The organism is Streptomyces sp. NPDC001056 (genome assembly GCF_053598955.1).
The window spans coordinates 89767-113512 of record NZ_JBSFLI010000005.1 but is presented as its reverse complement, the minus strand read 5'-3'; the positions used below and the strand labels follow the sequence as shown (position 1 = coordinate 113512).

The 23746-nt window shown below is 71.3% G+C and carries 19 protein-coding genes and 4 pseudogenes; 10 read left to right on the top strand and 13 right to left on the bottom strand.

The features are described 5' to 3' along the window. Positions 1-93: 93 nt before the first annotated feature. Positions 94-894 (top strand): CoA transferase subunit A, encoded by an 801-nt coding sequence (locus ACWDD7_RS08325; protein WP_351865062.1) that lies wholly within the window; start codon positions 94-96, stop codon positions 892-894. A gap of 2 nt (positions 895-896) precedes the next feature. Then, entirely contained in the window at positions 897-1577 is a 681-nt protein-coding gene (locus tag ACWDD7_RS08320; RefSeq protein WP_450456796.1) for a CoA transferase subunit B, read from the top strand. Positions 1578-1612: 35 nt separating this feature from the next. Here ACWDD7_RS08320 and ACWDD7_RS08315 read toward each other — a convergent pair whose 3' ends face one another. Continuing rightward, on the bottom strand, positions 1613-1948 hold the full coding sequence (locus tag ACWDD7_RS08315; RefSeq protein ID WP_351865126.1) for a GNAT family N-acetyltransferase: 336 nt from the start codon (positions 1946-1948) through the stop codon (positions 1613-1615). 27 nt (positions 1949-1975) lie between these two features. Then, positions 1976-2944 (bottom strand): annotated as a pseudogene (locus tag ACWDD7_RS08310) (pirin family protein); the annotation flags it as partial. Between the two features lie 119 nt (positions 2945-3063). Here ACWDD7_RS08310 and ACWDD7_RS08305 point away from each other — a divergent pair. Next, on the top strand, positions 3064-3552 hold the full coding sequence (locus ACWDD7_RS08305) for a carboxymuconolactone decarboxylase family protein (RefSeq protein WP_450456795.1): 489 nt from the start codon (positions 3064-3066) through the stop codon (positions 3550-3552). Positions 3553-3741: 189 nt separating this feature from the next. Here the strand turns inward: ACWDD7_RS08305 and ACWDD7_RS08300 are convergent, their stop codons facing one another. Genes ACWDD7_RS08300 through ACWDD7_RS08290 form a run of 3 tightly spaced genes read right to left on the bottom strand, consistent with a single transcriptional unit; the run spans position 3742 to position 6751 of the window. After that, the gene (locus ACWDD7_RS08300) at positions 3742-4401 is read right to left on the bottom strand and encodes a LutC/YkgG family protein (protein ID WP_450456794.1); all 660 of its coding nucleotides are present in this window, start codon (positions 4399-4401) and stop codon (positions 3742-3744) included. Next, positions 4398-5978, bottom strand: coding sequence for a LutB/LldF family L-lactate oxidation iron-sulfur protein (locus ACWDD7_RS08295; RefSeq protein WP_351865074.1), 1581 nt, complete (start codon positions 5976-5978; stop codon positions 4398-4400). The genes ACWDD7_RS08300 and ACWDD7_RS08295 overlap by 4 nt, the downstream gene beginning before the upstream one ends. Next, on the bottom strand, positions 5975-6751 hold the full coding sequence (locus ACWDD7_RS08290; RefSeq protein WP_351865077.1) for a (Fe-S)-binding protein: 777 nt from the start codon (positions 6749-6751) through the stop codon (positions 5975-5977). The genes ACWDD7_RS08295 and ACWDD7_RS08290 overlap by 4 nt, the downstream gene beginning before the upstream one ends. Before the next feature lie 294 nt (positions 6752-7045). Here ACWDD7_RS08290 and ACWDD7_RS08285 point away from each other — a divergent pair, with 294 nt between their 5' ends. Next, entirely contained in the window at positions 7046-8716 is a 1671-nt protein-coding gene (locus ACWDD7_RS08285; RefSeq protein WP_450456793.1) for an L-lactate permease, read from the top strand. A 276-nt stretch (positions 8717-8992) separates the two neighbouring features. On the opposite strand, the gene ACWDD7_RS08280 is transcribed toward ACWDD7_RS08285, so the two are convergent. After that, positions 8993-9718, bottom strand: a complete 726-nt coding sequence (locus ACWDD7_RS08280) for a FadR/GntR family transcriptional regulator (RefSeq protein ID WP_351865082.1) — start codon at positions 9716-9718, stop codon at positions 8993-8995. 253 nt (positions 9719-9971) lie between these two features. Between ACWDD7_RS08280 and ACWDD7_RS08275 the strand changes: the two genes are divergently transcribed. Both ACWDD7_RS08275 and ACWDD7_RS08270 read left to right on the top strand, forming a co-directional pair. Continuing rightward, entirely contained in the window at positions 9972-11699 is a 1728-nt protein-coding gene (locus ACWDD7_RS08275) for an MFS transporter (RefSeq protein WP_450456792.1), read from the top strand. A 196-nt stretch (positions 11700-11895) separates the two neighbouring features. Next, complete coding sequence (locus tag ACWDD7_RS08270) at positions 11896-12738, top strand: hypothetical protein (protein ID WP_450456791.1); 843 nt, start codon at positions 11896-11898, stop codon at positions 12736-12738. Between the two features lie 142 nt (positions 12739-12880). Here the strand turns inward: ACWDD7_RS08270 and ACWDD7_RS08265 are convergent, their stop codons facing one another. After that, positions 12881-13729, bottom strand: coding sequence for an NAD(P)H-binding protein (locus ACWDD7_RS08265; protein ID WP_450456790.1), 849 nt, complete (start codon positions 13727-13729; stop codon positions 12881-12883). Then, on the bottom strand, positions 13726-14151 hold the full coding sequence (locus tag ACWDD7_RS08260) for a nuclear transport factor 2 family protein (protein WP_450456789.1): 426 nt from the start codon (positions 14149-14151) through the stop codon (positions 13726-13728). Before ACWDD7_RS08260 ends, ACWDD7_RS08265 begins: the two co-directional genes overlap by 4 nt. Positions 14152-14237: 86 nt before the next feature. On the opposite strand from ACWDD7_RS08260, the gene ACWDD7_RS08255 reads away from it, so the two are divergent. Together ACWDD7_RS08255 and ACWDD7_RS08250 are read left to right on the top strand one after the other, a co-directional pair. Beyond that, positions 14238-14846 (top strand): TetR/AcrR family transcriptional regulator, encoded by a 609-nt coding sequence (locus ACWDD7_RS08255; protein ID WP_450456788.1) that lies wholly within the window; start codon positions 14238-14240, stop codon positions 14844-14846. Between the two features lie 751 nt (positions 14847-15597). Further along, positions 15598-17003 (top strand): annotated as a pseudogene (locus ACWDD7_RS08250) (GNAT family N-acetyltransferase); the annotation flags it as partial. 211 nt (positions 17004-17214) lie between these two features. Here the strand turns inward: ACWDD7_RS08250 and ACWDD7_RS08245 are convergent. The 4 genes and pseudogenes from ACWDD7_RS08245 to ACWDD7_RS08230 form a co-directional block, all read right to left on the bottom strand. Next, positions 17215-18201: a rubrerythrin family protein gene (locus ACWDD7_RS08245; RefSeq protein ID WP_450456787.1), complete on the bottom strand. Its 987-nt coding sequence runs from the start codon at positions 18199-18201 to the stop codon at positions 17215-17217. 251 nt (positions 18202-18452) lie between these two features. After that, positions 18453-18596: pseudogene (locus ACWDD7_RS08240) on the bottom strand (transposase); the annotation flags it as partial. Between the two features lie 65 nt (positions 18597-18661). Further along, complete coding sequence (locus tag ACWDD7_RS08235; protein ID WP_450456786.1) at positions 18662-19090, bottom strand: RacP protein; 429 nt, start codon at positions 19088-19090, stop codon at positions 18662-18664. 2 nt (positions 19091-19092) lie between these two features. After that, positions 19093-19904, bottom strand: a pseudogene (locus ACWDD7_RS08230) (DUF6192 family protein). Between the two features lie 785 nt (positions 19905-20689). Here ACWDD7_RS08230 and ACWDD7_RS08225 point away from each other — a divergent pair. After that, positions 20690-21517, top strand: coding sequence for a ZIP family metal transporter (locus tag ACWDD7_RS08225; protein ID WP_450456785.1), 828 nt, complete (start codon positions 20690-20692; stop codon positions 21515-21517). 95 nt (positions 21518-21612) lie between these two features. Here the strand turns inward: ACWDD7_RS08225 and ACWDD7_RS08220 are convergent, their stop codons facing one another. Next, on the bottom strand, positions 21613-22668 hold the full coding sequence (locus tag ACWDD7_RS08220) for a sensor histidine kinase (protein ID WP_450456784.1): 1056 nt from the start codon (positions 22666-22668) through the stop codon (positions 21613-21615). On the opposite strand from ACWDD7_RS08220, the gene ACWDD7_RS08215 reads away from it, so the two are divergent. Continuing rightward, the gene (locus ACWDD7_RS08215) at positions 22564-23556 is read left to right on the top strand and encodes an MFS transporter (RefSeq protein ID WP_450456783.1); all 993 of its coding nucleotides are present in this window, start codon (positions 22564-22566) and stop codon (positions 23554-23556) included. The two genes, ACWDD7_RS08220 and ACWDD7_RS08215, sit on opposite strands and share 105 nt — an antisense overlap. Positions 23557-23746 lie beyond the last annotated feature (190 nt).

The following is a 23746-nucleotide window of genomic DNA, read 5'->3' as shown; positions in this document are numbered from 1 at the left end:
GGACCGCAAGGGTGAGAGCACCCGGTCCTGCCCGCGACGTGGCGGACGGCCGGGTCGACGGACGGAACGGGCCCCGGTGGGGAAGGAAACGGCATGGACAAAGTGATGGCCGCGGCCGCGCAGGCAGTGGCGGACATCCCTGACGGTGCGACACTCGCGGTCGGTGGGTTCGGCCTGTGCGGCATCCCGTCGACGCTGATCGCCGCGCTGGTCGACACGGGCGTGTCCGGTCTCCGGGTCGTGTCCAACAACTGCGGCGTGGACGACTGGGGGCTGGGGCTGCTGCTGCGGGCCGGCCGGATCGCCCGGATGACCTCTTCCTACGTCGGTGAGAACAAGGAGTTCGCCCGGCAGTACCTGGCAGGGGAACTGGAGGTGGAACTGACGCCGCAGGGCACCCTCGCCGAGCGGCTGCGGGCCGGCGGCACGGGCATCCCCGCGTTCTACACCCCGGCGGGGGTGGGCACCCAGGTCGAGGAGGGCGGCCTGCCCTGGCGCCACACCCACGACGGCGGTGTCCTGGTGGCCTCCCCGCCCAAGGAGACACGGGAGTTCGGCGGCCGCCGCTACCTGCTGGAGGAGGCCATCACCGCCGACTTCGCCCTGGTGCGGGCCGCCGTCGCCGACCGGCACGGCAACTGCGTCTTCCACGCGGCGGCGCGCAACTTCAACCCGCTGTGCGCGATGGCGGGGCGCGTGACCGTCGTGGAGGCCGAACGCGTCGTCGAGGCCGGGGAACTGCCCCCGGACGCCGTCCATCTGCCGGGCGTCTACGTGGACCGTGTGATCGCCGTCGACGGCTCGCTGGAGAAGCGCGTCGAGCGCCGCACCGTGCGCCCGGTACCCGCCGGCGCCGCGGCGGCCGGCTCGCGCACCGATTCCGAGGAGAAGTGATCATGCCGCTCGACCGCGACCAGCTCGCCGCCCGCGCCGCCCGGGAGCTGCGCGACGGCCAGTACGTCAACCTGGGCATCGGCCTGCCCACGCTGATCCCGAACCATCTGCCGGAGGGGGTGCACGTGGTGCTGCACTCGGAGAACGGCATCCTGGGCGTGGGCCCCTATCCGTACGACGGCGAGGAGCACCCCGACCTGATCAACGCCGGGAAGGAGACGGTGACCACCGTGCCCGGCACCGCCTACTTCGATTCGGCCCTCTCCTTCGGCATGATCCGGGCCGGCCGGATCGACGTCTCCGTGCTCGGCGCGATGCAGGTGTCGGCCCACGGCGACCTGGCCAACTGGATGATCCCCGGCAAGATGGTCAAGGGCATGGGCGGTGCGATGGACCTGGTCCACGGCGCCCGGCGGCTGGTGGTCGTGATGGAGCACACGGCCAAGGACGGCAGTCCGAAGATCGTCGAGGAGCTGAGCCTGCCCGCCACGGGGCGCCGTGTGGTGAACCGGATCATCACCGATCTCGCCGTCATCGACGTCACCCCCGAGGGGCTGAGACTGACCGAGACCGCGCCGGGCATCACCGTGGAAGAGGTCCTCGCCGCGACCGGCGCCGCGCTCCTGGTCGACGAGGCCGCGGCAGCGGTCGGCGGTGGCGGACCTTCCCGGACGGAGCACTGAGTCACCGAGCGGGCGAGGACGACCTCGGTATCCGGTCAGCGCAGTGCCTCGCGGAGCCAGTGCCTGACGTCCGGGGTGACCGGGTCAACGATGTCGGCGAACTCGTCGTGCCTCTCCAGGAATCCCGCCACGTACGGGCAGACCGGCACGATGCGCTTTCCCGCGTCGCGCACGTCGGTCAGGGCCTGCTGGACCAGGCGGGACGCGAGGCCCTGTCCGGCGAAGGCGTCGCCGGTCTCGGTGTGGTAGAAAACGCGCTGCTCGTCACGGTCCAGGTACTCGGTGAAGCCGGCGAGTACACCGTCGACCAGGATCTCGTACCGGTGCTTGTCCTCGACTCGTCGGACGACGGGGGCGGCGGGCGTGGCCATGGGATGCCTTTCGGGGGTCGGGGGTGCGGGATTCCGGCGCGGGTGGATGGGGGCGCCCGGCAGGGCCGGGGCGGGCAGTCGGTCCCCGTCGTAGCCCATGACCTCGCCGAAGCGGTCGGAGGCGTGCTGCCATTCCTCCCGGGCCCGGACGATCTCGTCGTGAGCGCGGCCGACGAAGTTCCACCACATGACGATCCGTTCGCCGAAGGGCGGGCCGCCGAGCAGGATCGTCCGGGCCGCGCCGTCGGTGGTGTTGGTGATGCTCAGCGTCGTCCGACCGGGGCCGAGGTAGCCGAGGTCGGACCGGCCCAGCGGCGTTCCGGCCAGCCGGACCTCGCCCCGGTCGACCAGCAGACCGTGCTCGAAGCGCTCGTCGACGGCAAGAGTGACGCTCGCGTGCGGCTGGAGGGTGACTTCGGCGCCGAGCAGCGGGGTGAAGGTGGGCACGGGCGAGGTGTCGCCGGCCAGCGAGCCGAGGAAGACCCGTACCTCGCCACCGTCCAACGGGACCGGGCGCGGGACGTGGTGGTGGAAGGCGCGCGCGGTGTGTCGGCGCTCTCCGGGCAGCGCCACCCACAGCTGGACCCCGTGCAGCACCGTGGTCGCGGGGGTCGAGACCTCCGAGTGGGCGATGCCGTGTCCGCCCGTCATGAGGTTGAGTTCGCCGGGGCGCACGAAGGCGTGGGTGCCCAGGCTGTCGCGGTGTTCGATCTCACCGCTGAACAGCCAGCTCACCGTCTGGAGTCCGATGTGGGGGTGCGGGGCGACGTCCATCCCGCCGGTCTCGGCGACATTGTCGGGCCCGTAGTGGTCGGCGAAGCACCAGGCGCCGATCAGGGTCCGGGCGCGCTGCGGCAGGGTGCGCCGTACCGTCATCGCGCGCGGGCCGCCCAGGGGGACGTCCCGTGCGGACAGGACCTCCACCCGTGGGCCTGCCTCCCCGCCCGCGGTCGGACCGCGCGACGGTTCGATGGAATGAGCCTCGGCGTCGCTCATGATGAAGCACCTCCCGCTTTCGTTGTTAATTCAACTATCATGCGGGTGATCACGGGCGCTACTCCCCGAGAGTGCGGCCGTCCCGGAGCCGCCGGAAGCGGCCCGCCGAAGGAGTGCAGGTGACTGATCCGACCCAGGCGCAGGCGAGCCGACGGGTGTTCGTCGACAAGCGCAGTCCACGGGCGTACCGGGCCCTGACCCGGACCGCCGAGGAGGTCCGGGCGGTCGCGGCCGACGCCGGCCTGGACCGCAGGCTGGTGGAGCTGGTCAACCTGCGCGTCTCGCAGATCAACGGCTGCGCCTACTGCCTCGACGTCCACACCCGGGCCGCGCTGCGCGCCGGGGAGACCACCCAGCGACTCGGTGTGCTCCCGGCGTGGCGCGACACCGAGCTGTTCAGTCCCCGGGAGCGGGCGGCGCTCGCCCTCGCGGAGGCGACCACCAGCCCGGCGGACGCCGCCGCGCAGCACGACGCCTACGACGACGCCCGCCGTGTGCTGACCGACGACGAGATCTCCGCGGTGGTCTGGGTGACGATCACCATCAACGCCTTCAACCGCGTCTCCATCATGAGCAAGCACCTGGTACGCGCGATCCCGGCACAGTGACCGGCCCCCGCGTCCCAGGCCGCTGACCTGCCCGAGGCGAGCAGTGGGCCGCCAGGGCTCGCCACCGCTGCTCGGCATCACAGGGCCGGCACCTCGCCCCTCCGCCCGGGGCTCCGCCTCGGCGCACGCCTGGGCCGGACCGGCACGGCGGCGCCACGACGGCGGCGCGGCGCCGCCGCCGTTCGCGGCTCAGGCGTCGGTGCGGATCACCACGACCAGGGTGCGCGGGCCGTGCACGCCCTCGACGCGCTCCAGTTCGATGTCGGACGTCGCCGACGGGCCGCTGATCAGCGTCGTGGGCCGCTCCGGGACCAGCCGGGCGACCGCCTCCGGCACGCCGACGACCACCGACGACAGGTCCACGACGCAGACGTGCAGGTCCGGCACGAGCGACAGCGCGCGCCGGCCCTGGTCCGGGGAGCCGTCCAGGAAGATCGTGCCGGTCTCCGCGCAGGTCACCGCGGACGCGGTCACCACGCCGTCGAGGACGGCGAGTCGCGGCGCCGGCAGGTCCGAGGAGTCGCGCAGGACCTCTCCGTCGTACCCGGCGAGCCAGGTCTCGTCGAGGCCGGCGGGCACGCCGACCCGGCGGGCGCCGCGCTCGCGGAGGGCCTCGGCGATCACCTCGGAGGTGCGGGCGGCGACGCAGGTGCGCACCGCCGCCCTGTAGTCCACCAGGCGGTCCACGAGCAGTTCGAGACGTTCGTGGTCGGGCAGGGTGCGGCCGGTGCGGTAGGCGCGCGGCACCGCCGGTCCCGCCGCGTCCTCCTCCGGGTCCGGCACCCGGCCGGACAGGGCCAGGGCGTCCCGGACCCGGCCGAGCACCGTCTCCCGTGCGGTCGTGGTCATCGGTTCCCCTCCTCGTGGGCGTCGTGCTGAGCATCGTGCCGGACGGCGTCGCCCCCGAGCCGGGCGCCCTCCTCGGCGGCCGACCGCAAGGCGGCCTCGCCCTCGGCGGAGGCCAGCCAGGAGCGGAAGGTCCGGCGGGGCGGTGCCGGGATGTCCCGGGTGTCGGTCCAGCCGTCGAACGGCGCCGGGAGACGCGAGATCTTCCGGTCGCGTCCGGCCAGCACCCTGCCGCCCGCGCCGGCCGCCTTCTGCGCGGCGGTGAACAGACCGGGCCGGCTCATGACCGTCGCCGCGGCCTTCATCGCCAGTTTCTCGGCGGTGGCTCCGGCGTGCTCGGTGTGCTGGTGCCGCAGCTCGACCAGGAGCGACGGGATGTCGATCTTCACCGGGCAGGCGTCGAAGCAGGCCCCGCACAGGCTGGAGGCGTACGGCAGCGAGCTGTTGGGGTCGTCCTTGGCGGCGTCCATGCCGGCGAGCTGCGGGGTGAGTACGGCGCCGATGGGGCCCGGATAGGTGGAGCCGTAGGCGTGGCCGCCGGCCCGTTCGTACACCGGGCAGACATTGAGGCAGGCCGAGCAGCGGATGCAGTGCAGTGCCTGACGCCCGATCCGGTCGGCGAGCGCGGCGGTGCGGCCGTTGTCGAGAAGCACCAGGTGGAACTCCTGCGGTCCGTCGCCGGGGACGACGCCGGTCCACATCGAGGTGTACGGGTTCATCCGCTCACCGGTGGAGGACCGCGGCAGCAGCTGGAGGAAGACCTCCAGGTCCTGGTAGCGGGGCAGGATCTTCTCGATGCCCATGACGGTGATCAGCGTCTTCGGCATGGTCAGGCACATCCGGCCGTTGCCCTCGGACTCGACGACCGACAGGGTGCCGGTCTCGGCGATGCCGAAGTTGGCACCGGAGACCGCCACCGGGACGCTCATGAACTTCTCCCGCAGGTACGCCCGCGCCGCGGCGGCCAGATGGGCGGGCACGGAGTCCAGTCGCGGATCGACGCCGGGGATGGCGGAGCGGAAGATGTCGCGGATCTCGTCGCGGTTGCGGTGGATCGCCGGTACGAGGATGTGCGACGGCTTGTCGTGGGCGAGCTGCACGATCAGTTCGGCCAGGTCGGTCTCGTACGCCGTGACGCCCTGGCTCTCCAGGTGCTCGTTGAGGCCGGTCTCCTGGGTGGCCATCGACTTGACCTTGATGACCTCGTCGCTGCCGGTCTCCTTGACCAGGCGGGTGACGATCTCGTTGGCCTCGACGCCGTCCCGCGCCCAGTGCACGGTGCCCCCGTGCTCGGTGACCTTGCGTTCCAGCTGTTCGAGGAGCTCGGGCAGCCGGTTCATGGTGTCGGCCTTGATCGCCGAGCCGGCGTCGCGCAGCCGCTCCCAGTCGGGCAGTTCGGACGTGACCGCGAGCCGCTTGGCGCGGATGGAGTGGGTGGCCTTGCGCAGGTTGCCGCGCAGTTGCTCGTTGCGCAGCTCGTCGCGGGCGGCCTCGGGGAACTTCCGCTCACCGCGCAGGTTGCCGGTTCCGAACGGGGAGCGGGGCGGGGTGGCGGGCATGCCGAGGAAGGTGCTGCTCATCGGGCGGTGGTCTCCGTCTTCGGGAACACGAAGGGCGAGGTGCGGGTCGAGGCGAGGATCTCCGCCAGGTGGAGGGTGCGGGTGCCGGACTCGACGCGGGACAGGCCGCCGCCGATGTGCATCAGGCAGGAGGAGTCGCCCGCCGTGCACACGTCCGCGCCGGTGGACAGGATGTTGCCCGTCTTGTCCTGGAGCATGGCGCCGGACGTGTCGGCGTTCTTGACCGCGAAGGTGCCGCCGAAACCGCAGCAGGCGTCCGCCTCGGGCAGTTCCACCAGGTCGATGGAGTCCACCGCGCGCAGCAGCCGCAGCGGCTTCTCCCCCACCCGCAGCATGCGCAGCGAGTGGCAGGTGGGGTGGTAGGTGACCCGGTGGGGGAAGTAGGCGCCGACGTCGGTCACGCCGAGCACGTCGACGAGGAGCTCCGACAGCTCGTAGGTCTTGGCCTTGACGGTCGCGACGCCGTCGCGCAGTGCCGCGTCCCCGTACCGCTCGGCCACGATCGGGTGCTGGTGGCGGACCGAGCCCGCGCACGAGCCGGACGGCATGACCACCGCGTCGATCGACGGGTCGCCGAACTGCTCGGCGAAGTTCCGCACCAGCGGGACGGGTTCGCGCTGGTAGCCGGTGTTGACATGCATCTGGCCACAGCAGGTCTGCGCGGGCGGGAAGACCACCTCATGGCCGAGGCGGGCGATCAGGACCGCGGTGGCCTTGACCGCGTCGGGGAACAGCGTGTCCCCGAGGCAGGTGGCGAAGAGTCCGATGCGCATGGCACCTCCGTGGAACGAGCGAGGGACGCGAGGAAGGGCGAGGAGCTGACTTACGGTCCGACCATACTAGGTCAGACCATAGAACCCCACGTCCGGATTTCGATCGGACACGTTTCGGTCCGACCTTATTGACATGCGACATCATCGATGCCCTACTGATTGCCGTTCATCAGCGACATGCGCCACATCACGTGCCGACCGGCGGGACCGGACCGGCGGATTCCGGCCGTGCACACGGCACCGGTACAGGCGCGCAGCAGTCGCAGGAGTCGCAGCTCAAGGAGGAGCACGTACGTGTCCACCGCGCCACCGGCCGTCTTCGCGGCCTACACCCCCGATGTGCACGCCGTGGGGGGCAGCCTGACCGGCACGGCCCTGCTGGGCCTGGTACCGCTGGCCGTGTTCTTCCTGCTCCTCATGGCGGCCAGGCGATCGGCCCTCCAGTCGGCGCTCGGCTCCCTGGTCACAGCGCTGCTCGTCGCGACAGTCGGCTACGGGATGCCCGTGCGCCTCGGCGTCCTGTCCGCCACGCAGGGCCTGTTCAACGGCCTCTTCCCGATCATGCTGATCGTCGTGGCTGCCATCTGGTTCTACGAACTCACCGTCGTCAGCAAGCGGTTCGAGGACCTACGCCGCTCCTTCAGCGCCGTCGGCCGCGGCGACCTGCGGATCCAGGCGATGCTGATCGCCTTCTGTTTCGGCGGACTGCTGGAGGCCCTCGCTGGCTTCGGCGCCCCCGTCGCGATCACGGCCGCCATGCTGATGGCGATAGGCCTGCCCAAGGTCAAGGCCGCCGTGACCGTTCTGGTCGCCGACACCGCGCCCGTCGCCTTCGGCGCCATGGCCATCCCGATCACCACCGGCGGCAGCCTCACCGGCATCAAGCCCGAGGACATCGCCGCCGTGGTCGGCCGCCAGACTCCGGTGCTCGCCCTCTTCGTCCCCATGCTGCTGCTCTTCCTGGTCGACGGGGTGCGCGGCTTCCGCCAGCTGTGGCCCGTCGCCCTGGTCACCGGGGGCGTCTTCGCCGTCGTCCAGTTCTGGTGTTCCACGCACTTCGCGTACGAGCTCACCGACGTGGTCGCGTCGCTGGTCGCCTTCGCCGCCGCGGTGGTGATGCTGCGCTTCTGGACGCCGCAGACCCCCGAGGACCAGCGCTCCCAGGTCGAGACCGAGCCGCTGACCCGACGCCGCGTCACCTTGGCCGTGCTGCCGTACGCCCTGGTGATCGTGGTCTTCGCCCTCGCCAAGCTGACCGTGGGCGTCGACATGCCCGCGCTGCTCGGCAAGGCCGCCGTCAAGTTCGACTGGCCCGGCCTGTACGGCAACCTGGTGGGCGCCGACGGCACCCCCTCGGCCAGCGCCGTCTACAAGCTGGATGTCCTGGGCAACCCCGGCACCCTGCTGATCATCTCCGGCCTCCTGGTGATGCTCGTCTACAGCCTGGCCGACGATCGGGCCCGCTTCCCGATGTCGGGCCGCATGGGGCTGGCCGCCGCGGGCAGCACCCTGAAGACCATGCGGGGCGCCATCGCCACGGTCGCCACCGTGATGTCGCTCGCCTACGTCATGAACCAGTCCGGCCAGACCGTCGCCATCGGCACCTGGCTCGCCGCGGTCGGCTCGGTCTTCGCCCTGCTCTCCCCCGCCCTGGGCTGGCTGGGCACCGCCGTCACCGGCTCCGACACGTCCGCGAACGCCCTGTTCGCCACCCTCCAGCAGAGCGCGGGCAAGGCCGCGGGCATCGACCCGACCCTGCTGGTGGCCGCGAACTCCTCCGGCGGCGTGGTCGGCAAACTGGTCAGCCCGCAGAACCTGACGATCGCCGCGACCGCCGTGGATCAGCCGGGGTCCGAGCGGGTTCTGCTGCGCAAGGTCCTCGGCTACAGCGTGGCCATGCTGGCCGTGCTCGGCGTACTGGTCTACCTCCAGTCGACGCCGGTGCTGTCGTGGATGCTGCCGTGACGGACATGGCATGACGAGCGGGCCGGGGCAGCCCTGCCCGGCCCGCTCCCCCGTCCGGCCGCCGCGGGACAGACGCCGGCCGCCCGCGGATGCGCGTCGGCCGCCGTCCGGTACCTCGACCGGCCGGTGGCCGCGCACCCGTTCAAAGCGGCCGACCGATCCGGCACCCGCCTGCCCGGCGCTCTGCCCCGCCGGACAGGTGCCCACCGACCGGCCGCCGGGATCCCGCCGGACGCCTGCCGACCACCGAGCCGGTACATGCCCGGCGCCGGCCGGTCAGCGCTTGTCGTCGACCAGCCCGCCGTGGAAGCCGCGAATGTGCTTCTCGGCCACGTCGGCCGCCTGGACGCCCTCGCCGGCGCGCAGCAGGCGCAGCATCTCCGCGTGCTCGTCGTTCAGGGCGCCCGCCGTGGCGGGCCAGTCCTCGGCCGCCTCCAGGGCGCGGAGGATCATCGGCCGCACCGACTCGCGTACGGCCGCGGTGAGGGTGGAGATGAGCTGGTTGCCGGAGGCGCGGGCGATCAGGACATGGAACCGGGTGTCCAGGTCGCTGAACTCCGCCACCTCCACGCCCGGCGCGCGCATCCGGTGAAGAATCCGCTCCGCCTCCTCGATGTCCTCCAACGGGGCGTTCCCGGCGGCGGCCTCGAAGCTGTGGCGTTCCAGCGTGACCCGCGCTTCGAGGACGTCCTGCAGGCTGTAGCTGCCCAGCGCGACGTGCAGGCGGAGCAGCCGGCCGAGGGCGTCGTCCGGGTGGCGCACGATGCGCGCTCCGGCGTCGGGACCACGGCCGGACTGGGCGACCAGCACGCCGATCGTCTCCAGCACGCGCAGCGCCTCCCGCAGGGCGGACCGGCTGACACCGAGAACGGGCGCCAGCTCACGCTCGGGGGGCAACCGGTCCCCGGCCTTGAGCTCGCCTGCGACCACCCGCTGCTCGATGCTCTCCAGCACGAGTTCATGCGTGCGAGCCTGGCGAACGGGCTCCCACTCGACGGACATGACTACTCCCCACCTGCTTGAAGCTCCTGAAACGACTATGTCATACCTGTCATGAGGTCCGACCGAAACAACCGCGGCCCCCTTCCCGTGCGGCACCGGCCCTCGGTGTCGCCCGCTCGGATCCGTGCTGGCGCGTCCCACAAGCCCGCGGCGGGCACGGCGTGCACCCTGGACCGGGAATCGGAAACGAGAAGGCCGGTCCTGGAGCGGCAGGCCCCGCCTCGGGCCGGCGACCGAACGGTGGGACGCATTCGTGCATGGGCGAAACGGGGCACGGTGGATCGGCGGACCGATCGAGGAGGGGACGTCACCGGCCTCCAGGACGCTGTTCCTCCTCCTCGCCGCCGAGAACCTCTTGATCAACTACACCGCCACCGCCATGAACGTGGCCCTGTCCGCGCTCGTCAGGGACCTGGACACGAGCCTGGTCGGTGTGCAGTCGGCGATCTCGCTGTACGCGCTGGTGGTCGCCGCGTTCGTGATCAGCGGCAGCAAACTCGGCGCACGCCACGGGTACCGGCGGACCTTCGCCGTCGGCGGCGGGATCTTCGTTCCGGGCGCGCTGATCGCCGCCTCCGCCCCGAGCCTGCCGGTCGTCCTGCTCGGCTGGTCGATGCTCCAGGGGCTCGGCGTCGCCCTGATGCTTCCGGCGCTCATGGCGATGCTCACCACCACCTTCACCGGGGCCGCGCGTACCCGGGTGCTGTCCACGGTGGCCATGACGTCGGGAATCGGTGCGGCGGCCGGCCCGGTTGTGGGCGGCCTGGTCACCAACTACCTGACCTGGCGCGTGTCGTTCCTCCTGGGAGCCGCGGTCACCCTGGCCGTGACATGGTCCATGCGGTACACGGTCGACGCCGGGTCGTTCCCGGGACGCCCCGGACAGCGCTTCGACACCCGCGGGGTGCTGCTGTCCACGACAGGGCTGGTCCTGCTCGTCGTCTCGGCCCTGCTGGCGGGGCGGTACGGCCTGCTCAGGGCCCGGCAGGATTTCGCGGTGCTCGGCCACACGCTGCTGAAGCGTGGCGATCTCTCACCCGTTCCCGTCATGGCGGGTACGGGACTGGTGGTGCTGGCCGCCTTCGCCGGATGGGAACTGCGTCTCGGCAGGAGTGGAAGGGACCCGCTGGTCCGCGTGACGGTGTTGCGAAACCGCACGGTCAGGGCCGGGATCTCCGCCCAGTTGATGCTGATCCTGGTGCCCAACGGCGTGCTCTTCCTCCTGCCGGTCTTCCTCCAGACGACCTTCGGATTCGGCGCGCTGCACTGCGGGGTCGTGCTGCTTCCGATCAGCTTGGGGCTCATGCTGGCAGCCCCGCCGACCGCCAGGCGCATCGGGCAGGGGAGGACGACCCACCGTGCCGCGTCGATGGGGGCGTTCCTCTGCATGGGCGTCGGCTGCGTGGCCGTCGCCGTCCTGTTCAGTCCGCGTGCGCAGGGAGTCGCGGCGGTGGGCCTGGCACTCGCCCCGGGCGTGCTCCTCATCGGACTCGGCCGGGGCATGGCCACGACACTCACCGATCTCGTCCAGTCGGCGCCCGAGCGGGACGAGCTGAGCGATGTGACAGGGCTCTCCTACACGGCCGGCTATCTGGGAAGCTCGTTCGGGGTAGCACTCGCCGGTGCCTTGATGACCGCATCGCTGCTGTACGGGTTCGAGGCCGGGGTGAACGACAGCAGAGTGCTTTCCGGCGCCCAGAAGGAGCTGGTGACGCAGGCGGTGGATCACCAGGTCCAGATCACCGCCATGTCCGACGACGCCCTGCGCGCGAGGGCGGCGGCACGGGGCATCACGGGCACCGCGGCCAGTGGGCTGGTAGGGATCAACGCATATGCCAGGGAGCGGGCGCTGACCGTCTCGGCCATCGGCATGGCCGCGCTGGCCGTCGTCGGCTGGCTGATGTCACTGCGGCTTCCCGTCCCTGCCGGGACGACGACGTCCGCGGGTCCGGAACGCGGCGCGCCTTCGCAGGGGCGGTAGGAATCGACCGCGCGTGCGGTGGTGGCGGTCCTTCGGGCGGACGGGCCGGCGTCCCGAAGGCGCCGAGGGCGTCATCGTCGTGCGGTCGGCGCTTCGGAGCGACCAGGTGCGCAGACCCTCGGTGTGACATGCGTGCCGGGCGCAGGAGACAGATGATGATGCAGGTACGGAGGCGTCGCACGAGGAGGAGTGCGTCATGGCCGGACCTGGCTCTGGCGGTACCGAGGGTGTCACGGGCGGCAAGGCACGGTTCGAGGACATCTACGGCCGGCCGGATCCCCGCGCGTACTTCGGACGGCTGGCGCCGCTGGAGTACGAGATCCCGCACCATGCCCAGCCGGTCTTCCGGCGGACCGCCGCCGACCGGGCCGCGCTCCACGACGCCGGCGCCCAGAAGACGGCGGTGCTGGACCTGTGCTGCTCGTACGGAATCAACGCCGCGCTGCTCAACCACGACGTGACGCTGGCCGAGATGTACGAGCGGTACGCCTCCCCTGCCGCCCGGACCATGTCGACGGAGGAACTCACGGCGTCCGACAAGGCGTTCTACGCCGCGCGGCGCCGGCCGGACGCGGTGCCGGTGTACGGCCTGGACGTCTCGGCTCCCGCCGTGCGTTACGCGCTTGAGGTGGGTCTGCTGGACGCCGCCTTCACCGACGATCTGGAGCAGGGCCCACCCAGCCCCGGCCTGAGACGCGCCCTCGCCGACATCGGCCTCGTCACCCTGACGGGCGGCGGCAGCTACATCACCGCCCGGACGTTCACGGCGCTGCTGGACGGCGCCCGCAGACCGTTGTGGGTCAGCGCGTTCATGCTGCGGACGGTGTCGTACGAGCCGATCGCCCGAGCACTCGCCGTACACGGTCTGAGCACCACCGTCGATGTCTCCCGCGTCTATCCGCAGCGCCTCTTCACCGACGAGCGGGAACGGCGCTACGCGATCGCGGCGGTACGGGCGCTGGGCGGCGACCCCACGGGGTACGAGGAGGACGGCCGTTTCTACGCCCTGCACTACGAGTCCCGGCCCGACACGGCGTGACGGCCGGTGCCCCGCCGAGGCCGGCTGCGCCGGGAGCGAACGGGGTCCCCTCCCGGCTGGCGCATGTCGGCGAAGACCGGCCGTCGGCACGGACACAGCCGCCGTAGGCGGCCAGGCCGAGATGACGCAGGGTCACGAACCGTCAGCTGTGGCGTCGCGTCTCCCTCTCAAGGACGGCCCGGAAGGTGCGCGCGGGCCGACCGGTGAGGCGCTGGACGGTGTCGGTGACGCGGTCCTCCGCTCCTTCGGCGATGGCACGGTCCATGCCGGCCAGTATCGCGGCGAACTCCACCGGCAACTGCGCCGCGAGGTGATCGCGCATCTGCTCGTAGGACAGCCGGCGGTGGGTAACGGGCCGACCGGTGACCTCGGTGATGATCACGGCGATGTCGTCGTAACCGAGTGCCTCGGGGCCGGTGATGACGAGATCGGTGTCGAGGGCTTGTTCGTCGGTCAGGGCGCGGACGGCCACGGCCGCGATGTCCCCCGCGTCGACGAAGCCGACCCGGCCGCGTTCGGTGGCGGTCCGGATGACTCCGTCCGCACGGATACTCACGGCGTGTGCGTGCGTACCGGTGAAGTTCTGCATGAACCACGAGGGCCGCAGTACCGCCCACTGGTCGAACAGATCGGGCAGGGCCTGGTGCACCGTTCCCACCGCCGGGCCGCCTTCGGGGATCGCCGAGGAACTCAGCAGCACCGCGCGGCGCACGCCCGTGGCGCGGGCCAGCCGGAGGAACGGGAGCATGACCGCCGCCGGGTCGGACTCGCCCAGGGGCGGTACGAGGTAGACGCGGTCGACTCCGTCGAGGGCGGCTGCGTGGGTGGCGGGGTCGTACCAGTCGAAGGGGACCGGCTCGGCGCCGGCGACCGGAGTGGCCTGACGGCTGGCGGCTCTGACGCGGTGGCCCGCGGCCGTCAGCTGCGCGGCGGTGCGGCTGCCGGTGGTGCCGGTGGCACCGATGACCAAGGTAGTGCCAGCAGTGGTCATCGGCCGCTCCTGGCGAAGTCGATGCCGGTCCCGAGGACGGCGAGGGGGTTCCAGTAGTCGCGGTAGGAGGTGATGTGCCCGTCCCGAACGGTCACGACGGCGATGTAGCTCATGTCGAAGGGGGCGTCGGTCTCCACCACGCGGCCGACGCCGCGCATCTCGGCCACGATGGTCTCCGGATCGGTGCTCCGGTGGATCCGCAGGTCGGGGAAGCCGTGCAGATCGATGTGGTCGGGATAGTGACGCATGTAGGCGGCGATGGCCTCCTTGCCCTCCAGACGCCGTGGCAGGCCGTCGGGGGCGAAGGGGAACTCCATGAGGCCGTCCCCGGCCCACAGGGCGACCCACGCGGGAATGTTCTTTTCGAGCAGCAGCCGCAGGCTGTGGCGGTACAGATCCGCCGGGGAAGTCGGTGCGGACATGGGTGTCCTCCAGCTCATAGAATCCGGACTGCGGGTCCGTTTTGACAATACGGACCGTGGGTCCGGTTTGCAAACGAAGGAGCAGCATGCCCGAGCGCAGATCCCGCAAGGACGCCGCCCGCAACCGGGAGGCCGTCCTCGCGGCCGCCGACGCCCTCTTCGCCCGTCGCGGAAGTCCCGAGGACGTCACCATGGCCGACGTCGCGGCGGCGGCCGGCGTCGGCAAGGGCACGATCTTCCGGGCCTTCGGCGATCGCGCCGGGCTGCTCCGCGCGCTGTACGAGGTACGGCTCGAACCGATCAGGGAGGCCGTCGAGACCGGCCCACCGCCCCTGGGGCCCGCGGCCCCGCCACAGGATCGCGTGCCCGCCCTGCTCGACGCCGTCCTGTGCTTCAAGCTCGACAACCGGCGCCTCGCGCTGGCCCTGGAGGAAGGCGGGAGCGGCAGCCCGTACCAGGCGGAGCATTACGAGCGGTGGCACAGCCTGCTCCGAGCCGTACTGGAGCGGATTCCCGGCCTGACCGACAGCGACTTCACCGCCCACGCCCTACTCGCCGCGACACGAGCCGACTTGGTCGAGTACCTGGCCGGGGAAGCGTGCGTGCCGCGGGAGGAACTGCGGGCGCAGTTGGCGAACTTCGCCGCCAGATTCCTGGCCTCCGGCCCACCGCAAGGGCCCGCCGCCGAGGAGTGAGGGGGATCGTCACCGACGGCCCGAAGGAGGCTCCGCTCTCGTCGGCCGCGCCGGCAACGCGCCCGCCCGGCGAGCGCGGCCTCGGCGGCGGCCCGCGAAGTCAGCACGGGAGGCGTGAAGACGGGTGATGACGTGGGCTTTCACAGCACCACCCCACCGGATCACCCCGGACCACGCGACCCGGACGCCCCCCGCCTCGACCGTTTTCGAGCCCTCGAACCACCCGTGCGCGAGCCGGCATGGTGACCGCGCGCACAACCCACCCCCAAACTATGTAGCCCCACCACATGTGTACCTGACCTGCGGCTTCCTACGGTGTGCCGACACGTTCCCCCTCCCCACCGCACACAAGGAAGTGGCGCACATGGCCTCCGGAAACACCGCTCCCCCGCCCTCGACCGGCCTCGGCAGAATCGTCGCCGCCAGTCTGATCGGGACCACCATCGAGTGGTACGACAACTCATTCGAACGGGGCTAGGACCTGTGGTTTTGCCACCGCGGCGGCCTCAAAGTCAGCACCGAACCAGCACGGGTTTCGGACCGTGCCGGCTGACGGTTCACGAGCCGACTGGACTGAAGCCCAGGCGGTTGTGATCCAGGATCAAGTGACTTCACTCTCCGTAATAGCCGACAAGCTGAAGTCTGGCCTCTCCGGCGTGTTTGGAGACTCCCTTCGTCAGGAGGATCTGCAATTTGGGAGGTCCGAGAAAACGCCCGAGGAGCCCCGGACGCGTGCAGCCGCCAGGCGACCGTGCGGGCTGCAAGAGGGCCCTCATCTTCCACGGTGCGGCCCAACTTCTCCGTCAGCCCGTCCTTCGCCCGGCAGGCCGCCGAGCGGGTGGCCAGGGGCGAACGGTCCGGATAGCGCGCGCTGGCCGCCGAGTGCGGTGAACGGCTTGTGGGGCTGGCCGAGCACGAGGTTCTGCCGGGCGGCGGCAGGGCGGAGATCTCGGTGGCCGTAGCCGACGACTGGCACCACCGAGGTGTGGCCACCCTCCTGCTGGAACACCTCACGGACGCCGCGCGTACGGCAGGCATCACCGCGTTCAGCGCCGACGCCCTGGCCGAGAACCACGACGCACTGAAGGTCTTCCACGACCTGGGCTGCCGCGTCACCCGCCACTTCGACGGACCGGAGATGCACCGCACGGTCGAACTCACAGAGAATGAAACCTACTTGAGCGCGGACGAGGCCCGAGGTTGGGTCGCCGACGTCATCAGTCTGCAGCCGCTGCTGCATCACGGTGATAGGCGCGCGCCGCAGGCCCGGGCCGGTCGGGCGCGCGATCCTGCGGAACATCGACAACGGTTCCTACGCCGGGCGGCTGTTCGCCGTGCATCCGGAGGCCGCCGCGATCACCAGAGCACATGCCTACGGTCCGTCGCCGACCTACCGCAGGTGCCGGACCTCGCCGTGATCGCGCCGTACCAGCCGCAGCCGTTCCCGATATGGCCGAGGAGTGCGGGAGGGTCGGCGTGCGCGCCCTGCTCGTGGTGTCCGCGGGCCTGGACGCACAGGAGAGCAGCGCACTGATGGAGGCGTGCCGACGCCACGGCATGCGGCTCGGCGGCCCGAACTGCCTGGGCCTTGCCAACACCGAGGACCACGTCCACCTGGACGCCACCTTCGCCGCCCAGCACCCCGGACCAGGCACCGCCGGGGTCGCCGTGCAGTCCGGCGGTGTCGGCATCGCGCTGCTGGACGGGCTGGCCCGGCTCGGCATCGGGGTGTCGACCTTCGTCTCGCTCGGCGACAAGTACGACCTCAGCGACAACGACATGCTCCAGCAGTGGGAGAGCAACCGCCACACCGACCTGGCGCTGCTGCACCTGGAGTCCTTCGGTTATCCCCGCGCCTTCTCGCGCACTGCCCGCCGGGTGACACGAGCGATACCGGTGCTGGCCGTGGACGCGGGCCGGTCCGAGGCCGGACGGCGTGCCACAGCCTCGCATACCGCGGCGGAGGCCACCCCAACCATGACCCAGCAGGCCCTGTTCACCCAGGCCGGCATCACCGCCACCACCATCGCCGAACTCCTCGACGCCGCCGCCCTCTTGCACGCCCAGCCACTGCCCCACGGTACGAAGGTCGCCATCCGTCAGCAACGCGGGCGGGGCGGCGTACTGACGCAGCAGGCCCGAGATGCGATCGGTCTGGAGGAGAAGAACGTCGCCCACGCTGTCCTGGCCGTCTGTGGCGACACGTCCATCTCGGTACCTGTTTCTGAACCAGATGCTCGATGCGTGCGCAGCGGGCAGCGGGTTGCTGCACTGGTCGGGGGCCGACAGCGGTGGGACGCCGCCAGGCCGGGCAGGCGTCCCACGATCGTTGTGACGGGAGCTGAAGGAGGTCGGTGCTGCCGGCTTGTCAGCGGGGGTTGTCCAGGAGCCGTTGGAACGCGCGGGCGTGTCCGGCCTCGTCTGCGGCGTTGTGGCGGAACAGGCGGGCCGCCTGGTGGTCGCCGACGGCGTCGGCGCGGCGGGCGAAGGTCGGGTACATGACCGTCGCCTCGTAGGTCTCGCCGGCGATGGTCTTGACGAGGTTCTGGTGCGTGGTGCCGACCAGGCCGTACAGCACGGCCTCGTCGGCGAAGTGCTCGCGCAGCTCGACCTGCCCGGTGCCCTGGAACAGGCGGCCCAGCGCCGTGCGCCCGTCGGCCGTCGCGTGCTCGCCGTACAGGGTGTAGCGGGCGTGGGCGAGGGCTTCGCCGTGCATGGCGGTGTCGAGGTTGGCCAGGGTACGGGCGGAGTGCACCTGCGGGCCGCCGGCCGGGACCTGGACGGCGTCGACGGGCGGCGGCGCGGGGATGCGGCCGCGGCCGGTCTCCACGACCTGCAAGGCCGCCTGGAACCTGGCCAGGTGAGCCGCCTCGTCGTGGCCGATCTCGGTGAACAGCGCGGCAGCGTTGATGTCGCCGTCCTGCGCGGCCTCCCGGGCGAAGGTCGGGTACATGGTGGTGGTCTCGTACGTCTCGCCGGCGATCGCGGCGCGCAGGTTGCTCGCGTCGCTGCCGACCACGCCCGCCAGAGCGGCCTCCTCGCGGAAGTGCTCGTTGAGCTCGACGGAGGCGGTGCGCCGGTAGGTCTGCGCGGTCACCGGGAGGTGCTCGCGGTCGGCCTGGGCGGCATAGAAGGTGTACGAGGCGTTGGCGAAGGCCTCGCCCCGCATGGACGTGTCGAGGTCGGCCAGCGTCTGGGGGTTCAGCGCGCGGGCCGCGAGCGCGGTGGTGGCCGCGGAAGCACCGGGCGCGGAGGCCGCGGACGGGGCGGTGGCCGACGCGGGGGCGGCGAGCACCGCGGCCGCCGCGACGGTGGACAGGCAGGCGAGGGCCGCCCGTACGGCGAAGCGTGTCATGTTCTTTCCTCGGGTAGAGGTTGTCCACTGGCCCCCGGAAGCGACTCCATCACCGGCGGGAGGCAGGCCGCGAGCCGGAGTCGGCCATCGGCTCGATCCGTGGGAGAGGAATTCACCCGCCCGGCCTTCCTCGCCTGCGTCGACGGGGGGCTGGGCCGCCGCAGACGGCGGTGTCCGCGGGCCGCGGCGGCCAGCACAGCGGCTCCGGTGCGGGCCGGGGCGGCGGGGCTTGAGTGCTGCGTCCGGGGGTAGATCGCGTCCACGATCTCCCGGCGCGGGTGTTTCTCCGGGCGCCCGCCGGTCGGGGTGTCGCAGGCCGGGACCGGCAGCAGGGGCTCGATCAGCGCCCACTCGTCGTCCCAGGTGTCGGAGGGGTAGCAGCGTGGCCGCGGCAACGATTCCTCCCTTGGACAGGAGCCCCGGACTGCCGCGCCCCCAGGCAGGCGGCAGTCCGGACGGTTCATGCGTCGGTGAAGTCGACGATCACGTCGAGCGTGGACTCCACGGAGTTGAGCTGGGTGTTCAGGTGCTTGATCCACCGGCCCTTGGGCTGCAGGGCGGCGTGCGGGGCGACGGTCCCGGTGATGAAGCGGCGGATCTCGGTGAGCTTGCCGCGGATGACCGCGACCTCGTATGCCTGGAGCTGCTCGGGGTCGGCGCAGAACTGGTAGCCGTCCTTCAGGGTCCAGATCAGCGGCGGCCAACTGCGTTCGGTGATGATGTCGCGCAGGCAGGCCAGGCCCGCCCGGGTCTGGCTGGGCGACAGTTCGCTGGACCTGACCGGTTGGAGGAAGGTCAGACCGGCCGGCCGTGCCTCGAACAGCACGAAGCGGACGGTGTCGGCGTGCCGTTGGGCCGCCGGCGATCTGCGCTGCGAGGCGCGCGGCACGGCTACTCGCCTTGCAGGAGTCGGGCCAGCTCGCTGTCGACGTCGACCTTGCCGGTGTCGACGGCGGTCTCGGTCCAGTCCAGGGTCGCGCGGACCCGGGCGACGTTCCCGTGCACGATGACTCGTTCGTCGTCGCCGAACTGCCGGTCGCGCATGCCGGGGACGAGTCGGCCGGCCGCGGCGACAAACGCATGGCAGGCGGTGACCAGGTCCAGGAACTCCACCGACCGGTCGATGTTCTTCACCGCCGGCGCGACGGGGTTGGTGTCCTCGAAGTGCTCGCGGGCCTGCCGGCCCCGCTCGACCTGGGCATGGTTGACCTGGTGGCGGGCGGTGTCGTCCGACATCGCCGGAACGCGACGTGTGGCCTGCGCAGCAGACCGGTGGTCACCGTCGCGGCCACATGGTCGTCACGGGTCAGCTCCTCCACGACCCGGACCTTGTCCTCCTGCCTGACCTGCGCGACCACCGTCGGGCGGCGCAGCAGGTCGCTGGTGACGGTGACCGCGACCTCCTCGTCGGTGGCCAGGGTGTGGATCGCGCTGACCTTCTCCTGCGGGGTGACCGGGCGCTCCACCTGCCGGCCGACCCGGCGCCTGGCCTCGTCCGGTGTCCAGCGGGCCTTGCCCTCGGGCGGGCTGGTGATCGCGGTGAACCGTTCCTCGTCATCGGTGATCGAGGCCAGGACCTTGTGGACGGTGAAGGACACCCCGGGCGCGGTCTCCACCAGCTTCCGCAGCTCGCCCACGATCTCCGCGTACCGGTCCGCGCTGACGCTGCCGACCTTGTCGGCAATCTCGATCTCTTCGGGCATGGCGTTTCACCACCCACCGCGGAGCCGGGGCGCGGCCCCGCGGCCGTGGCAAGACCCAGCCCGCTTCTCCGACCGAGCGCCAGACCGTCAATAGGAAGATCACAACAAACGATTGGAGATCACCGGTTCTGACCGAAGAGGCGATCCAGGTGCGTTCGCGAAGCGGTCACTGTGACCGTTCGTCGAACGATTCCTTTCGCGCCCGCCAGGCTCGCGTGACACACCGTCGCGAGCAGTAGACCGCGTTCGAACGGCGGTCCACCCCCGCAACCCAAGTGGCCCCGCATTCAGGGCACTCGGCTCGGCTGACGCCACCCAGTTCCGCGGTGACCCGCTTGCGCAACCGCAGGTCCCGACGCCACTGCCTGGCACGGCACGCCGTCGAGCAGAACCTCGCCCGAGGCGGAGCCTGCGGCCTCAGCCGAGCCCCACAGCTCTCACAAACCCGTCTCGCAGCCTGCCCGGCGCCCTCGGACACCCAGCCAGCCTAGGGCACAAAGCTACTCAAATCCGGGGATCGGAAACAGGCACTCACGGCGATGCACCGTGACTGCGGAGCACCGGCAACGCCGCTTTACGCAGTGCACCCGGACCTCGGCGTGCGACACGCCCAGCCACGAGAGCCGGCGAAGAGGGTGCGGAGGCCATCCGCAACGGATTACCGCACCGCACTGCCCGTAATGGTCTCGTCAAGTTTCCCAGCAGCGGAACCCCATAGCTTGTTAGGCGAGCCTTACCTGACTTAACTTCGGTGTGCTTCCTCTGCACGAAAGACCGGAGTCTCCATGTCCAGCGCGAACATCGCCCTGCTCGGCGCCATCGCGGGTTTCACCATCTACCTCGGCCTTCCCATCGGTCGCCTGCGCACGCCCGCCCCGCGCCTCAAGGCGGGCCTGAACGCCGTGGCCATCGGCATCCTGACCTTCCTCGTATGGGACGTCCTGACCCACGCCTGGGAACCGGTCGACGAGGCGCTGAGCAAGCGCACATGGGCGAGCGTCGCGTCCGGGGGTATCACCCTTGCCGTGGGTCTCACGATCGGACTGGCCGGGCTCGTCCACTACGACGCCTGGGCCGGCCGCCGCCGGGCCGCCTACGCAAGCCGCCCCGGGCCCGGTGCCGCCGCCACCGCCGAGCTGGCACCGAGGACCCGCAGTCAGGCAGGCTCGCTCGCGCTGATGATCGCCACGGGCATCGGCCTGCACAACTTCGCCGAGGGCCTGGCCATCGGCAACTCCGCGGCCCAGGGCGAGCTGTCCCTCGCCCTCCTGCTGATCGTCGGGTTCGGTCTGCACAACGCCACCGAGGGCTTCGGCATCGTCGCCCCCCTGGCCGCCGAAGGCGAACGCCCGTCCTGGCCGACTCTGCTGTGGCTCGGCCTGATCGGCGGCGGCCCCACCTTCCTCGGCACGCTCATCGGCCAGCACCTGGTCGACGACACCCTGTCGATCGCCTTCCTCGGCCTCGCCGCCGGCTCGATCCTCTATGTCGTCATCGAACTGCTGGCGGTCGCCCGCAGGACCGGGCTGAAGACACTCACGACCTGGTGCATCCTGCTCGGCCTCCTGCTCGGCTTCACCACCGACGCCGTCGTCACGGCGGCCGGCGCCTGAACGAGCGGCGGCACTCCGGCGCCGGTGACCGCTGCACCTCTGTTGCCCCGGCCGCCCGACCGGTGTCGCGAACCGCGTGTCGAGTCCGGATCGCGTCATCGCCTGCCCGCCGGTGCGGGGCGCGCCACGGCGAGGACGGTCGCCTGCGGCCCGTCGGTCTGGGCCCGGTGGCCCGCGCCATCGTCCAGGAGGCGCGCCTGCCCGTGTTCCTGGCCGGCTGCCCCGGCATGGGCGAGGTGCGGTGACCCGGCGCGGCTGACGGAATGTCCTCGGATGCGAGTCCCTCGTACGGGCCGGAGCCGAATGCGGGCGTCGATGCCACCGCCGGGTGCGGCCTCGATCGAGTGTGACGTCTCCCCCGCTGGCCTGAGTGAGCCGCCGGACCATGGACAGGCCGAGACCGTGCCGTCGTGGTGGGCGTCGGTGGCACGCCAGAACCGGTCGAAGGCGCGTTGCCGCTCCGTCTCGGTCATGCCTGGCCCTTGATCGACCACGTGCAGCTCGGCCATGAGTGGTGTACGGCCGGAGTCGGTGGGTGCCGCTGCGGTTGCGAGGGTGATGGTGCTGCCGGGAGGGGACGCCCGCAGTGCGTTGGAAAGCAGGTTGTCGATGATCTGCTCGTGTGCTCCCGGGACTGCCCACACCGGCCCGGCCGGGCTTTCGGCCACGGTGATGTCGACGCGCTGTTCACCGGCGAACGCTGTCCAGATCGCTGCGCGGTCGGCGACGACGGCGTCGAGGTCTGTGACCTCCGGTGTAATCGCCGAGTTCTCCGGGCGGGCCAGGGCGAGCAGCCCCTGCACCATGCGGCTGAGCCGTCCCACTTCGCCGATGGCTTCGTCGAGACCGTGCTGGGCGCAGGGGGCGAGATGGGGCTCGAAGTTCTCAAGGCGCAGGCGCAGTGAGGTCAGCGGGGTCTTCAGTTGGTGCGACGCCTCGGAGGCGAAGGCTTCCTGGGCGCGGAGCAGGTGCTGGAGCCGGTTTGCCGTGCGCGTGAAGGAGGTGGCCAGCTGCCGTAGTTCCGGCGGCCCGCGGTCGGTGGCCGGATGGTCGGTGAGGCGGCCGTCGGCGAGTTGCCTGGTGGCGCATTCCAGGGCTCGGAGGGGTCGGGTGATCCAGCGGGCCAGTGCGAAGCCGAGGAGAGCGACCATGGCCGGCACGCCCAGCCCGACTCGCACACCGGGGGTGTTCTGGCCGACCGGTTCCCCAAGCGCCGGCTGCTGCTCGTCACGCAGACCGCCATGGCGGTGCAGTCCCTGCTACTGGGGCTGCTGACCGTCACCGGGGCGGTGAACCTGTGGTCCGTTCATGCGCTGGCCCTGGCCCTCGGCACCGCCACCGCCGTGGACAGCCCCGCCCGCAACGCCTTCATCGCCGAACTGGTCAGCCGGGAGCGGGTGCCCGCCGCGATCAGCCTGAACTCAGCCCAGTTCAACGTCGCCCGCATCCTCGGCCCCGCCGCGGCCGGTCTGACCGTCGCCGCCATGGGCATCGGCCCGGTGTTCCTCATCAACGCCGTCTCCTACCTGCCGGTCCTCTACGGCCTGATCACCGCCCCCACCGGCGCCCCACGCGAGCCCAGCGGCCCTCAGCGCGACGGTCCATGGCTGACCGAGGCGTTCCGCCACATCACCGCCGCCCCGGAGCTGCTGCTGCCGATCACTCTCATCGCCGTCGTGGGCACCTTCGGCCTCAACTTCCAGGTCACCCTCTCTCTCATGGCGATCAAGGTCTTCCACTCCGGCGCCGCCGCCTTCGGCTGGCTCTCGGCCGCCTACGCGGCAGGCAGCCTCACCGGCGCGGCGCTTGCGGCCCACGGCGGTCAGGCTCCCACCGCCCGGCGCCTGGTCACCGCAACCGCAGTCTTCGGAGCACTGGAAGCGGCGCTGGGCCTGATGCCGGGCTACGGCACATTCATGGCGCTGCTGATCCCCACCGGCTACGCCGCGGTCACCGTCACCACCACCGCCAACGCTCTGACCCAAGTACGTGCCGAGCCGCACCTGCGCGGCCGCGTGCTGTCCGCCTCGGCTACCTGACCGGGGCGGGTATCTTCCTGGCCGCGTTCACGCTCACCCTGACGGTGCAATCGACTTGTCCGCGCAGCATCCAGACAAACGTGCGGTCGTGCCCTGCCTCGAACGGTCGCCGTTCGACGCCCATGACGAGGTGCAGGTGCAGGAGCCGTTACGGACGTCGCGACCAGCAGGACGCTGACCAGGGAGAATG

Bases quoted from the DNA above. Each gene is read 5' to 3' on its own strand.
- ACWDD7_RS08225 (WP_450456785.1), top strand. From the start codon at position 20,690: ATGTCCAGCGCGAACATCGCCCTGCTCGGCGCCATCGCGGGTTTCACC.
- ACWDD7_RS08290 (WP_351865077.1), bottom strand. From the start codon at position 6,751: ATGCGCATCGGACTCTTCGCCACCTGCCTCGGGGACACGCTGTTCCCC.
- ACWDD7_RS08270 (WP_450456791.1), top strand. From the start codon at position 11,896: ATGGCCGGACCTGGCTCTGGCGGTACCGAGGGTGTCACGGGCGGCAAG.
- ACWDD7_RS08325 (WP_351865062.1), top strand. From the start codon at position 94: ATGGACAAAGTGATGGCCGCGGCCGCGCAGGCAGTGGCGGACATCCCT.
- ACWDD7_RS08300 (WP_450456794.1), bottom strand. From the start codon at position 4,401: ATGACCACGACCGCACGGGAGACGGTGCTCGGCCGGGTCCGGGACGCC.
- ACWDD7_RS08220 (WP_450456784.1), bottom strand. From the start codon at position 22,668: ATGGTCGCTCTCCTCGGCTTCGCACTGGCCCGCTGGATCACCCGACCC.
- ACWDD7_RS08295 (WP_351865074.1), bottom strand. From the start codon at position 5,978: ATGAGCAGCACCTTCCTCGGCATGCCCGCCACCCCGCCCCGCTCCCCG.
- ACWDD7_RS08245 (WP_450456787.1), bottom strand. From the start codon at position 18,201: ATGACACGCTTCGCCGTACGGGCGGCCCTCGCCTGCCTGTCCACCGTC.
- ACWDD7_RS08215 (WP_450456783.1), top strand. From the start codon at position 22,564: ATGGTCGGTGAGGCGGCCGTCGGCGAGTTGCCTGGTGGCGCATTCCAG.
- ACWDD7_RS08265 (WP_450456790.1), bottom strand. From the start codon at position 13,729: ATGACCACTGCTGGCACTACCTTGGTCATCGGTGCCACCGGCACCACC.
- ACWDD7_RS08280 (WP_351865082.1), bottom strand. From the start codon at position 9,718: ATGTCCGTCGAGTGGGAGCCCGTTCGCCAGGCTCGCACGCATGAACTC.
- ACWDD7_RS08320 (WP_450456796.1), top strand. From the start codon at position 897: ATGCCGCTCGACCGCGACCAGCTCGCCGCCCGCGCCGCCCGGGAGCTG.
- ACWDD7_RS08260 (WP_450456789.1), bottom strand. From the start codon at position 14,151: ATGTCCGCACCGACTTCCCCGGCGGATCTGTACCGCCACAGCCTGCGG.
- ACWDD7_RS08315 (WP_351865126.1), bottom strand. From the start codon at position 1,948: ATGGCCACGCCCGCCGCCCCCGTCGTCCGACGAGTCGAGGACAAGCAC.
- ACWDD7_RS08255 (WP_450456788.1), top strand. From the start codon at position 14,238: ATGCCCGAGCGCAGATCCCGCAAGGACGCCGCCCGCAACCGGGAGGCC.